The 11,946-nt window shown below is 32.3% G+C and carries 14 protein-coding genes; 13 read left to right on the top strand and 1 reads right to left on the bottom strand.

Annotated elements, in window-relative coordinates; all coding sequences use genetic code 11:
- Window positions 1-12: 12 nt before the first annotated feature.
- From ACWJJT_RS16080 to ACWJJT_RS16135, 12 genes are all read left to right on the top strand, one after another.
- On the top strand, window positions 13-651 hold the full coding sequence (locus tag ACWJJT_RS16080) for an ABC transporter permease (RefSeq protein ID WP_462955408.1): 639 nt from the start codon (window positions 13-15) through the stop codon (window positions 649-651).
- A 104-nt stretch (window positions 652-755) separates the two neighbouring features.
- On the top strand, window positions 756-1,232 hold the full coding sequence (locus ACWJJT_RS16085) for a complex I 24 kDa subunit family protein (RefSeq protein ID WP_462955409.1): 477 nt from the start codon (window positions 756-758) through the stop codon (window positions 1,230-1,232).
- 1 nt (window position 1,233) lies between these two features.
- A complete protein-coding gene (locus tag ACWJJT_RS16090; protein WP_462955410.1) occupies window positions 1,234-3,108 on the top strand; it encodes an NADH-ubiquinone oxidoreductase-F iron-sulfur binding region domain-containing protein in 1,875 nt (624 codons plus the stop codon).
- 4 nt (window positions 3,109-3,112) lie between these two features.
- A complete protein-coding gene (locus ACWJJT_RS16095) occupies window positions 3,113-4,804 on the top strand; it encodes a [FeFe] hydrogenase, group A (RefSeq protein ID WP_462955411.1) in 1,692 nt (563 codons plus the stop codon).
- 154 nt (window positions 4,805-4,958) lie between these two features.
- The gene (locus ACWJJT_RS16100) at window positions 4,959-5,336 is read left to right on the top strand and encodes a GntR family transcriptional regulator (protein ID WP_462955412.1); all 378 of its coding nucleotides are present in this window, start codon (window positions 4,959-4,961) and stop codon (window positions 5,334-5,336) included.
- Window positions 5,329-6,024 carry an ABC transporter ATP-binding protein gene (locus ACWJJT_RS16105; RefSeq protein ID WP_462955413.1) on the top strand — a complete coding sequence of 232 codons (696 nt, stop codon included), beginning with the start codon at window positions 5,329-5,331 and terminating at the stop codon, window positions 6,022-6,024. Before ACWJJT_RS16100 ends, ACWJJT_RS16105 begins: the two co-directional genes overlap by 8 nt.
- Complete coding sequence (locus tag ACWJJT_RS16110; protein ID WP_462955414.1) at window positions 6,024-6,782, top strand: hypothetical protein; 759 nt, start codon at window positions 6,024-6,026, stop codon at window positions 6,780-6,782. Before ACWJJT_RS16105 ends, ACWJJT_RS16110 begins: the two co-directional genes overlap by 1 nt.
- Window positions 6,783-6,819: 37 nt before the next feature.
- Window positions 6,820-7,740 carry an ABC transporter ATP-binding protein gene (locus ACWJJT_RS16115; RefSeq protein ID WP_462955415.1) on the top strand — a complete coding sequence of 307 codons (921 nt, stop codon included), beginning with the start codon at window positions 6,820-6,822 and terminating at the stop codon, window positions 7,738-7,740.
- Window positions 7,733-8,683: an ABC transporter permease gene (locus tag ACWJJT_RS16120; protein WP_462955416.1), complete on the top strand. Its 951-nt coding sequence runs from the start codon at window positions 7,733-7,735 to the stop codon at window positions 8,681-8,683. The genes ACWJJT_RS16115 and ACWJJT_RS16120 overlap by 8 nt, the downstream gene beginning before the upstream one ends.
- Before the next feature lie 146 nt (window positions 8,684-8,829).
- Complete coding sequence (locus tag ACWJJT_RS16125) at window positions 8,830-9,207, top strand: GntR family transcriptional regulator (protein ID WP_216301639.1); 378 nt, start codon at window positions 8,830-8,832, stop codon at window positions 9,205-9,207.
- Window positions 9,200-9,895, top strand: coding sequence for an ABC transporter ATP-binding protein (locus ACWJJT_RS16130; protein ID WP_462955417.1), 696 nt, complete (start codon window positions 9,200-9,202; stop codon window positions 9,893-9,895). The genes ACWJJT_RS16125 and ACWJJT_RS16130 overlap by 8 nt, the downstream gene beginning before the upstream one ends.
- Window positions 9,895-10,656, top strand: coding sequence for a hypothetical protein (locus ACWJJT_RS16135; protein WP_462955418.1), 762 nt, complete (start codon window positions 9,895-9,897; stop codon window positions 10,654-10,656). Before ACWJJT_RS16130 ends, ACWJJT_RS16135 begins: the two co-directional genes overlap by 1 nt.
- 63 nt (window positions 10,657-10,719) lie before the next feature.
- On the opposite strand, the gene ACWJJT_RS16140 is transcribed toward ACWJJT_RS16135, so the two are convergent.
- Complete coding sequence (locus tag ACWJJT_RS16140) at window positions 10,720-11,022, bottom strand: hypothetical protein (protein WP_462955419.1); 303 nt, start codon at window positions 11,020-11,022, stop codon at window positions 10,720-10,722.
- Window positions 11,023-11,259: 237 nt separating this feature from the next.
- Between ACWJJT_RS16140 and ACWJJT_RS16145 the strand changes: the two genes are divergently transcribed.
- Window positions 11,260-11,946, top strand: coding sequence for an ABC transporter ATP-binding protein (locus ACWJJT_RS16145; RefSeq protein ID WP_462955420.1), 687 nt, complete (start codon window positions 11,260-11,262; stop codon window positions 11,944-11,946).

The raw sequence follows: 11,946 nt of genomic DNA on the forward strand, positions 1-11,946 counted from the left end.
GGGGGATAGTGCATGATAGAGTATTTATATAAGTATCATGATAATATGTTAAATTTGCTGCTACAGCATCTTCAAATTGTATCACTAAGTATTTCAATATCACTCGTGATCGCAATCCCTCTATCACTTTTGATTTTAAGGTCAAAAGTTTTATCTGTAGTAGTTTTATCCTCTTTAGGGGTTATTTATTCCGTGCCTAGTCTAGCATTATTTGCTTTATTAATACCTCTATTAGGCCTTGGAAAAGGAACAGCGATTTTCGTTTTAGTAATTTATAATCAGTATATTTTAGTTAGAAATATATTCGCAGCATTTAAGTCCATAGATTCATCCATAATAGAAGCCGCCAAAGGGATGGGTTTTAACCCTTTTCAGTTATTTTTGAAAGTACAAATGCCGCTAGCTCTTCCAATAATAATTGGTGGAATAAGAATTGCTACTGTAACTACCATTTCCATAGCGACTATTGCCTCGGTAATAAACGCTGGTGGGTTAGGAGTTATTTTGTTTGATGGACTTAGGATGAATTACCTTCCTAAAATATTATGGGGAACCATAATGTCTGCAGGACTTGCAATAGTTGCAAATGAAATATTGTTATGTTTGGAAAAATTGGCTAGTTTTAAAGCCAGTGGTAAATGCGAAGTTTGATGTTCTTATATTAAAATATATAGCTAGGAGTTTTATGGCAAAAGTTACAAAGGTGATATATTATAAAATACATTTGTATTTTTGAATTTACAAGGGGGAGAAAAATGAATACAATATTTGATTATAGTAATCTAGATACTATATTAGAAAACCATGAGTTTAAATCTAGTAATATTATTGCAATATTGCAGGATACCCAAGAATGCTATAGGTATTTGCCTAAGGAGGTATTCTCGTATCTTTCAGAAAAGCTTGGTATGAGCAGAGCAAAAATATATAGTGTGGCAACTTTTTATGAAAATTTTTCTTTACAACCTAAAGGTAAGTTTATAATAAAAATATGTGATGGTACTGCTTGTCACGTTAGAAAATCTTCTCCTATATTAGAAAAGCTAAGAGAGCATTTAAAACTTTCGGAAACTAAAACTACAACAGATGATTTAACATTTACTTTAGAAACAGTTTCTTGTCTAGGCGTTTGTGGACTTGCACCAGCTATGAGTATTAATGATAAAGTACATGGTTCTATGACCCCAGAAAAAGCAATGGAGCTTTTAAATACTCTTAAGGAGGAAAAATAATATGCTTCATAATAGAAATGATCTAATTAATGCAAGAAATATATATAAAAATAGTTTTGCAAAAGAAAAAAAGAAAATTCTTGTATGTGCTGGCACTGGCTGCGTTGCAGGCGGATCCCTAGATATTTATGATGAATTAATAAGGATTATAAAGAAAAAGGGCATAAATTGTGAAGTAAGCCTTGAGAAAGAGCCACATGAGGAAACTGTCGGAGTAAAAAAAAGCGGATGTCATGGATTTTGTGAAATGGGTCCTCTTATAAGAATAGAACCATTTGGATATTTATATTTAAAAGTAAAGATGGAAGATTGCGCAGAAATCGTGGATAAAACTATAGTTAAAGATGAATGTGTTGAAAGACTTGTATATACCAAAAATGGACAAATATTTAGGAAGCAGAATGAAATTTCTTTTTATAAAAAACAAACTAGAGTTGCACTTGAACATTGTGGACACATTGATGCAACTTCAATAGAAGAATATATCGCTATAGGCGGATATTCTGCATTTGAAAAAGTACTATTTGATATGAATTCAGATGAGGTTATTAACCAAATAAATGAATCAAATTTAAGAGGCCGTGGAGGCGGTGGATTCCCTACTGGTAGTAAATGGGGGCAGGTACAGCGCCAAAAGGAAAAGATAAAATATATTGTATGTAACGGTGACGAAGGTGACCCAGGGGCATTCATGGATAGGAGTGTAATGGAGGGAGACCCTCATAGAGTACTTGAAGGAATGATAATCGCCGCTGTTGCTTGTGGTGCACAAAAAGGTTTTTTATATGTTCGTGCAGAATATCCTCTTGCTGTAGATAGACTTTCGAGTGCTATTAAACAAGCAAAAGAATATGGAATCATTGGAGAAAACATTCTTGGGACAAATTTTAGTTTTGATATCCAAATTAATAGAGGTGCAGGTGCTTTTGTATGTGGTGAGGGAAGTGCACTAACAGCTTCCATTGAAGGAAAAAGAGGTATGCCAAGAGTAAAACCTCCAAGAACTGTTGAGAATGGACTTTTTGGCAAGCCAACAGTCCTTAATAATGTTGAAACTTTTGCTAATGTGCCTGTAATAATTAACAAAGGCCTAGAATGGTATAAATCAATTGGAACTAAAAATAGTCCTGGTACAAAAGCGTTTGCTTTAACAGGAAATATTGAAAACACAGGACTTATTGAGGTGCCAATGGGCACAACTCTAAGAGAAATAATATTTGATATTGGTGGAGGAATAAAAAACGGCAAAAAGTTTAAGGCTGTACAAATAGGTGGGCCATCTGGTGGATGTCTTACAATAGATGATCTTGATTTGCCACTAGATTTCGACTCACTAAAAAAAGCAGGGGCAATGATAGGGTCGGGTGGACTTGTAGTTATGGATGAAGATACTTGTATGGTTGATATTGCAAGATTTTTTATGAACTTTACAAAAAATGAATCCTGTGGTAAATGTGTTCCTTGTCGCGAAGGTACTAAAAGAATGCTTGAAATTCTTGAAGGAATAGTTGCAGGTAAAGGAAAGCTTGAAGATATATGTATGCTCTTAGAACTTGCAGATACCATATCTTCAACATCATTGTGTGGACTTGGAAAGACAGCGCCATTACCAGTTGTCAGTACTATTAATAATTTTCGTGATGAGTATGAAGCTCATATTACTTATAAAAAATGCCCATCTAAAACATGTCAGAAGCTTAAGACAATATTTATTGATTCAAAAATTTGCAAGGGATGTTCAAAGTGTTCAAAAATTTGTCCAGTTGGAGCAATCTCAGGTAAGATTAAAGGAACATTTACAATTGATAAAGACAAGTGCATAAGATGTGGTACTTGTGTTGATACTTGCGCGTTTAAAGCTATAAAGGAGGAGTAATAGAATGAATGGACAGTTTATGACTATAGACAATGTACCTGTAGAAATAAAGGGCGAAAAAAACATTCTTGAATTAGTTAGAAAAGCTGGTATCGAATTACCTACATTATGCTTCTATTCAGAGCTTTCAGTTTATGGAGCTTGTCGTATGTGTATGGTTGAAAACAAACATGGAGGCATTGAGGCTGCATGTTCTACTCCTCCTAAAGCCGGCATGGATATATATACAAATACGCCAAGACTTAGAAAGTATAGAAAGAATATTCTTGAGTTACTGCTTGCAAATCACTGCAGAGATTGTACAACCTGTGAAAAAAATACTTCATGTAAGCTACAGGAGTTAGCAAAACGTTTCGGAATAAAGAAAGTAAGATTTGAAAATACTGCTAAAGAACCTGAACCAGACAATTCATCTGTATGCATAGTAAGAAATCAAAGCAAGTGTATCTTATGTGGTGATTGTGTAAGAGTGTGTGCAGAAGTACAAAACGTTGGAGCAATTGATTTTGTTGGCAGAGGATCTAAAATGGCTGTTTCAACGGCATTTAATGAACCTATAGGAGACTCTAATTGTGTTGGTTGCGGGCAATGCGCTGCAGTATGTCCTACTGGTGCTATTGTAGTAAGGAGTACTACAGATAAACTTTGGAGGGAACTTAGTGATAAGAATACACAGGTGGTAGTTCAAATTGCTCCTGCTGTAAGGGTATCTATAAGCAAGGAATTAGGACAAGAAGATGGCAAAAATGCAATGGGAAAAATAGTAACTGCCCTTAGAAAAATGGGATTTGATAAGGTGTTTGATACCTCAGTAGGGGCAGACCTTACAATTATAGAGGAAACAAATGAATTTAATTCAAAACTTAGAAATAATGAAAGATTACCTCTGTTTTCATCTTGCTGCCCTGCTTGGGTAAATTATGTTCAAAATACTTATCCAGATTTAATGAGAAATGTTTCCACTTGTAAATCTCCTATGCAAATGTTTGCTTCTGTATTGAAGGAACATTACAAAGATGATGATAAAAAACTTGTGAGCGTAGCAATTATGCCTTGTTCAGCAAAAAAAATCGAAGCAAATAGGGATGAATTTAAAAAAAATGGTGTTCCTAATGTAGATTATGTAGTAACAACGCAAGAACTTATTAATATGATAAAAGAATCAGGAATTACGTTCTCAGAATTAGAACCTGAGGCACTAGATATGCCATTTGAAATTAGTAGTGGAGCTGGTGTTATATTTGGAGTAACGGGTGGTGTTAGTGAGGCTGTTATACGTAAAGTCTTAGGGGATCAACCGATTGCAATATTACGTGCACTTGCTTTTGATGGTGTTAGAGGTATGAATGGCGTTAAAGAAGCCAGTATTAATGTAAATGAACGCGTAATAAAATTCGCCATAGTAAGTGGACTCAAAAATGCAGATTACGTTATAAAGAAGATAAAATCCGGTGAAGCTCATTATGATTTTGTAGAAGTTATGGCATGCCCCGGTGGATGCGTTAGTGGTGCAGGACAACCATTCGTAAAAGCAGAAGGGAAATCTAAGCGTGGTACTGGATTATATAAGGCGGATAAAATGAATAGTATAAGTCGAACAGATGACAATCCATTGATGAATTCATTATATTCAGGATTGTTAAAAGGCAAGGTTCATGAACTATTACATGTACACTACAATAAAAAAGTTGAGTAATCAACACCCATCCATATATGGATGGTTTTTTTTTGTTTAAATGTATCATTATACATTTAAAATACATGTTCTATGTTGACAACGTTAACGTTCTAGTGTACTATTGGTATATGTCACTAGGACGTTAATGTACTTTCTGAAAGGAGATGAAATCATGGATTTAAAATTTAATGACAAAATGCCTATATATTTGCAAATTATGGATATTATAAAAATGGACATTGTTACAGGAAAGCTAAAATCAAAGGATAAATTACCATCAGTACGAGAAATGGCAACAAATTTGAAGGTTAATCCAAATACGCTTCAAAGATCTTATCAAGAGCTTGAAAGACTTGGAATTGTGTATACACAAAGAGGCACTGGAACATTTGTGGGGGAGGGAAATAATATGGTAGATGATTTAAAAAAGGAAATGGCAAAGGAAGTTATAGATTCATTTATACTTAGAATGAAAAGCTTAGGATTTACTGCTAAGGAGATAATTAAATCTGTTTCAAAGGAAACTATGGAGGTAAAACAAGATGAATAGTATATTAAAATCAGAAAAAATATGTAAGTCATATTTAAATAAAAAGGCCCTACGGGGAGTAGACCTAGATATAATGCCAGGAAAAATCGTAGGACTTCTTGGTCCTAATGGTAGCGGTAAAACTACATTTTTAAAAATAGCAGCTGGAATACTGCATCCATCGAAAGGGAAAATACTAATAGATGGTCAAAAGCCTGGTGTTTATACAAAGTCTATAATTTCATATTTGCCTGATAATGAGTATCTTCTAAATTGGATGAAAATAAAGGATGCGGTGAAGTATTTCAAGGACTTTTATTCTGATTTTGATGAAAAAAAATCAAAGGAAATGCTCCAGTTTATGAAACTTGATGAAAATAGCACTGTGAAAAGCCTATCAAAGGGAATGAAGGAAAAGTTAAAGCTTACATTGGTACTCTCAAGATCCGCAAAGCTTTATATACTTGACGAACCACTTGGTGGCGTAGACCCCACTACTAGAGAACAGATATTAAATGCTATAGTTAATAACTTTAACGAAAATAGTTCAATGATAATTACTACACATCTTGTAAATGATATAGAACGAATTTTTGATGATGTAGTATTTATATCTGATGGAGAGATAGTACTTAAGGGTAATGCAGAAGAATTAAGAAGAGATAAGAAAAAGTCAATCGATGAATTGTATAGGGAGGTATTTAGGTAATGTTTAAGCTTATAAAATATGAATTAAGATCAACTTTTTTAACCATAATTGGAATTTGTATATCGGTTATAATTGCTAATCTATTTCTTATGACAAAGAAAGATACCTGGGACGTTACAGTAACTGCATTATCTACATGCTTAATTATTGGTGCCATGATAGTAATATTTATATCTTCATTAAAAATTATGAGTAAATACTTATATGGAGACTCAGGCTACCTGTTATTTACGCTTCCTCAATCGGGCAAAGCGCTATTAGCCTCAAGGCTGATAACCGCCTTAATTCAAATATCCATTGTTGCTTTTGTATCCATTGTGATGTTCTATTTGACTGTAATAGAAAAAATAGATTTAAGTTTTTTTAAATATTTCAAGTTCAATGTAGTATTATTTTTTATAATTCAATATATATGGGGCATTGTTTATTTATTAACATTTATATACTTTTGTATGGTTATTGGCAAAGTAGCCTTAAGAGGTAAAAAACTAGGTAAAATAGGTTCTTTTATAATTTTTATAATACTAACAGTAGCGATAGGCTGGCTATCATTCAAAATTGTTGAACTATTCCCTCAAACAATGAACATCGTTGGTTCTTCATTAGAAAGTAGCTTTCAATCATCTGCTCTTGCTCTCTCAATTCCAAGTGAGGAATTAAATATTAATATTGCTGATACCATATTTCAGATAATTACTTTTGTAGGATTATTCATAACCACTACCTATCTAATAGACAAAAAATTAGATTTATCATAAGATTTATTAATTTAAAACTCATATAAGGAGGTTCAACATGGAAACTATAGTAAAAATCAAGAATGTTACAAAAAAAATCGGTAAAAAGGTAATAATAGATGATATTACTTTTGAGGTGCGTTCAGGGGAGGTGTTTGGATTCCTCGGACCAAATGGCGCTGGTAAAACTACTACTATTAAAATGCTTTTGGGACTTATGTCTATTACTAAAGGCGAAATGTATATTGATGGATTAAACGTTGAGAAGGATTTTGAAAAGGCCATCGCTAAAGTAGGTGGAATTATTGAAAATCCAGATTTATACAAATATTTAACGGGGTATCAAAATCTTGTCCATTTTGGGAGAATGTATCCAGACTTAAAGAAGGAACGTATTGATGAGGTTATAAAAATTGTGGGTCTTGAAAAAAGAATAAATGACAAAATAAAGACATATTCACTAGGTATGCGTCAAAGACTAGGGGTTGCACAGGCACTACTTAATTCTCCAAAGTTATTGGTACTAGATGAACCTACTAATGGTCTAGATCCTGCTGGTATTCACGAATTACGTAATCATTTACGGACACTTGCAAGAGAAGAAAATGTTGCAGTAATAGTATCAAGCCACTTACTTTCTGAAATGGAGCTTATGTGTGATAGGGTAGGAATTTTGCAAAATGGAAAATTGGTTAGAATTCAGGATATGAAGGAAATGCTTGAAGAGGAGTCGGATTCAGTTATAGCTCTAGATGTTTCGCCGATTGAAAGTGTAAAAGCATATTTAGAAAGTCTTAGTAGCAAATATAAACCAGAAATAAATGAAAAAGAAATTAGAATTAAAGAAAATATAGAAAATGTTCCTGAGTTAGTTGAAAAGCTTGTGGGTCAAGGAATTAAAATTTACGGTGTTCACAAAGTACAACAAAGCTTAGAAGAAAAATTCTTAGAAATGACAGGGGGTAGCGGAATTGCGTAATATAATAAATTTAGTTCGTAATGAAAATATGAAACTTGCTCATAGCATTAGTACATGGATAATGATTGGTATATTAGTTATTATTACAGTAGCAGCTGGGCTCATAATTAGATTTACAGGAAATGAGGCACCTAAAAGTGATTGGAAATCAGACATAACAATTCAAAATCAGGAAATTAAAAAATCATTAGCTAGGCCAGGGATATCTAAAATGGTAAAGGACGAAATTACAAAGCAGTTACAAACTAATGAATATCGTCTTAAAAATGACATACAACCTATACAAGATAAATCCTTATGGGGATTTGTAGAAGGAGCAAGTAGCATAATATTTTTAATTTCTCTTTTTGCTATTATAATGGGTGGTGGAATAGTAGCCAATGAGTTTTCAGGAGGCACAATTAAACTATTACTAATTAGACCTTCAAAACGGTGGAAAATTCTACTTTCAAAATATATTTCTGTTTTAGGATACACTCTTTTCATGCTTTTAGTACTTTTAATAGTTTCATTTCTTATTGGAGGAACATTGTTTAGCTTTAAAGGGTCAGGTACACCATTCCTTACAAATGTTAGTGGCAAAATTACTGAAGTTAATATGATAGCACATATTGTGGGGGTTTATGGACTTCAGTGTATAAGCTTAGTTATGATGGTTACTTTAGCATTTATGATTTCTACAGTTTTCCGTAATAGTGCAATGGCTATAGGAATTGGAGTTTTTCTTTTAACAGTAGGGAATACCGTAACAATGCTACTCACTAGATTTAATTGGTCAAAATATATTCTATTTGCAAATACGAATTTGAATCAATATATTGATGGGCAGCCATTGGTTAAAGGAATGACAATGAGCTTTTCAATTACTGTACTAATAGCTTATTTTATAATTTTTAATGTTGTTGCATACGTAGCTTTTATAAAAAGGGATATAGTAGCATAATATTATAAATAAAATATAGACCACCTGGATAAATATAAAATTTAGCTAGGTGGTCTATATTTTCATATTGACACGATTAATGTTGCAGTGTACTATTAACATATGTCACTAGGAAATCGGTGTATTTTCTAAAAGGAGATGAAATAATGAATTTAGAATTTAATGATAAAATGCCTATATATCTACAAATCATGGACCTTATAAAAATGGATATTGTTACAGGAAAGCTAAAATCAAAGGATAAGTTGCCCTCAGTACGAGAAATGGCAATGAATTTAAATGTGAATCCAAATACGCTTCAAAGATCCTATCAAGAGCTCGAAAGACTTGGAATTGTTTATACACAAAGAGGAACTGGAACATTTGTGGAGGAGAATGAAAATATGGTGGATAATTTAAAAAATGAAATGGCAAAGGAAGTTATAGATTCTTTTATACTTAGAATGAAAAGCTTAGGATTTACTACTAATGAAATAATTAAATCTGTTTCAAAGGAAACTATGGAGGTAATGCAAGATGAATAATATATTAAAATCAAAAAAAATATGTAAGTCGTATTTAACTAAAAAAGCATTGCGCGGTGTAGACCTAGATATAATGCCAGGGAAAATTGTAGGACTTCTCGGTCCTAATGGTAGCGGTAAAACTACATTCTTAAAAATAGCAGCAGGAATACTTCATCCATCGAAAGGAGAAATACGCATAGATGGTCAAAAGCCTGGTGTTTATACAAAGTCTATAGTTTCATATTTGCCTGACAATGAGTATCTTCTAAAGTGGATGAAGGTAAAGGATACAGTGAAATATTTTAAGGACTTTTATTCTGATTTTGATGAAAAAAAAGCAAAGGAAATGCTCGTATTTATGAACCTTGATGAAAATAGCGCTGTGAAAAGCCTGTCAAAAGGAATGAAAGAAAAGTTAAAGCTTACATTGGTACTTTCGAGAGCTGCAAAGCTTTATATACTTGACGAACCGCTTGGGGGAGTAGATCCTACTACTAGAGAAAAGATATTAAATGCTATAGTTAATAACTTTAGTGAAAATAGTTCTATGATAATTACTACACACCTTGTAAATGATATAGAACGGATTTTTGATGATGTAGCATTTATATCTGATGGAGAGATAGTGCTTCAAGGTAATGCAGAAGAATTACGAACTAGTAAGAAAAAGTCAATCGATGAATTGTATAGGGAGGTATTTCAATAATGTTTAAGCTTATAAAATATGAATTAAGATCAACTTTTTTAACCATAATTGGAATTTGTATATCTGTTATAATTGCTAACATATTTCTTATGACAAAGAAAGATACCTGGGACGGTAATGCAGTAGTGGGATTATCTATATGCTTAATTATTGGAGCCATAATAGTAATATTTATATCTTCGTTAAAGATTATGAGTAAATACTTACACGGAGAATCAGGCTACCTATTATTTACACTTCCACAATCTGGAGTATCGATAATGACATCCAGGCTGATAACCGCTTTAATACAAATATCCATTGTTGCTTTTGTATCCATTTTAATGTTCTATTTGACAATACCTGAAGAAATGGATTTAAATTTTTTAAAAGATATTAAGAGTGGTCTAATATTATTTTCTATAATTCAATATATATGGCGCATTGTTTATTCCCTAACAGTTATATACTTCTGTATGGTTATTGGCAAAGTAGCATTAAAAGGCAAAAAACTAGGTAAAATAGGCTCTTTTATAAATTTTATAATACTAACAGTTGCAATAGGCTGGCTGTCAACTAAAATTACAACGCAATTCCCTCAAACAATTAACTTGAGCAATTTTTCAATAAATACGACTAATAATATATTGAATTCTGATTTCACGGTTTCAAGTGGAGCATTTAATATTAATATTGCGAGTGCCATATTTCAGGTAATTACTTTTGTTGGATTATTCATAACCTCTACCTATCTAATAGATAAAAAATTGGATCTATCATAGGGAAAATAATTAAAACCACCTGGATAAATATGATATTTATCCAGGTGGTTTTAAAATACTTTTCTAAACTCTTTTTTTTATTCTAAATAATTTATTTATATTTGAGAATAACCCTAAAAGAGCTCCAATTAGCACAGCTTGAATCGCATATGTAAAAGTGCTAGATATATGAAAAATCATAGCTAAGGTTGCAACTATAAATGTGCTAAGCACCAAGGTTATTAATATAAAAAGATATAGTCCTAAAAAGTTATTTATCTTAAACTTTATTTGTATTTTACTGCTAATTAATAGCTTTTTATCAAAGTAAATAAATAGACCTGCTGGAACTAAGAGTAGTATTGCTATTAGTATATTTGTATCCATGATTCATCATCTCCTCTGATAATTGTACTTTCAGCTGTATACATATTATTTCCCTATATAATTTAAATACATGCTAAAATTATAACACATTTTTAGTGCTACTTTATTAGGTTATCTTACAAAATTGTAAGATAACCTTTTTTATTTGTAAGTGTAGCGATATGGAGTATGAGCGGTGAGCGCAGTATAATATGTGTATAGTGATGAGAAAACGAGATATAAAAAGGAGAGATATAAATGGAAGTTTTAAAGATTGAAAATTTAAAAAAAACTTATGGCACCGGCGAAAACAAGGTGGAAGCGCTTAAAAATATTAATTTATCAGTTGCTAAGGGTGAGTTTGTGGCAATTGTGGGAGCATCAGGTTCAGGAAAAAGTACACTTCTTCATTTACTAGGAGGACTCGATAGGCCAACATCTGGCAATGTAGTTATTGATGGAGAAAGCATTTATGATTACAAGGAAGAAAAACTTGCAGTGTTTAGAAGAAGAAAGATAGGTTTTGTATTTCAGTTTTATAACTTACTACCTATTTTAGATGTAGAAGAAAATATAGCACTTCCAGCACTTCTAGATAATGATAAGGTGGATAAAATTTATTTAGAAGAACTCATTAAAGTATTAGGGCTAAGCGAAAGGCGTAATCATCTTCCATCAGAATTATCAGGAGGTCAACAGCAGAGGGTATCAATTGGTAGAGCTGTATTTAATAAGCCGTCAATAATACTTGCAGATGAACCAACAGGAAATCTTGATACTAAAAATTCGAAAGACGTTATAGAATTATTAAAATTTACTGCTAAAAAATATAATCAAACACTAATACTTATAACCCATGACGTTAATATAGCAGCCATGGCAGATAGGGTTATAACTATTTACGATGGTGAAATAACTTCGGACAGGAACTTAAAAATAATCTAG

Source organism: Clostridium sp. CM041 (assembly GCF_055081035.1).

What these genes read in the sequence shown, in the direction of transcription:
- ACWJJT_RS16080 (WP_462955408.1), top strand. Translation starts at nt 13, where the DNA reads ATGATAGAGTATTTATATAAGTATCATGATAATATGTTAAATTTGCTG.
- ACWJJT_RS16085 (WP_462955409.1), top strand. Translation starts at nt 756, where the DNA reads ATGAATACAATATTTGATTATAGTAATCTAGATACTATATTAGAAAAC.
- ACWJJT_RS16090 (WP_462955410.1), top strand. Translation starts at nt 1,234, where the DNA reads ATGCTTCATAATAGAAATGATCTAATTAATGCAAGAAATATATATAAA.
- ACWJJT_RS16095 (WP_462955411.1), top strand. Translation starts at nt 3,113, where the DNA reads ATGAATGGACAGTTTATGACTATAGACAATGTACCTGTAGAAATAAAG.
- ACWJJT_RS16100 (WP_462955412.1), top strand. Translation starts at nt 4,959, where the DNA reads ATGGATTTAAAATTTAATGACAAAATGCCTATATATTTGCAAATTATG.
- ACWJJT_RS16105 (WP_462955413.1), top strand. Translation starts at nt 5,329, where the DNA reads ATGAATAGTATATTAAAATCAGAAAAAATATGTAAGTCATATTTAAAT.
- ACWJJT_RS16110 (WP_462955414.1), top strand. Translation starts at nt 6,024, where the DNA reads ATGTTTAAGCTTATAAAATATGAATTAAGATCAACTTTTTTAACCATA.
- ACWJJT_RS16115 (WP_462955415.1), top strand. Translation starts at nt 6,820, where the DNA reads ATGGAAACTATAGTAAAAATCAAGAATGTTACAAAAAAAATCGGTAAA.
- ACWJJT_RS16125 (WP_216301639.1), top strand. Translation starts at nt 8,830, where the DNA reads ATGAATTTAGAATTTAATGATAAAATGCCTATATATCTACAAATCATG.
- ACWJJT_RS16130 (WP_462955417.1), top strand. Translation starts at nt 9,200, where the DNA reads ATGAATAATATATTAAAATCAAAAAAAATATGTAAGTCGTATTTAACT.
- ACWJJT_RS16135 (WP_462955418.1), top strand. Translation starts at nt 9,895, where the DNA reads ATGTTTAAGCTTATAAAATATGAATTAAGATCAACTTTTTTAACCATA.
- ACWJJT_RS16140 (WP_462955419.1), bottom strand. Translation starts at nt 11,022, where the DNA reads ATGGATACAAATATACTAATAGCAATACTACTCTTAGTTCCAGCAGGT.
- ACWJJT_RS16145 (WP_462955420.1), top strand. Translation starts at nt 11,260, where the DNA reads ATGGAAGTTTTAAAGATTGAAAATTTAAAAAAAACTTATGGCACCGGC.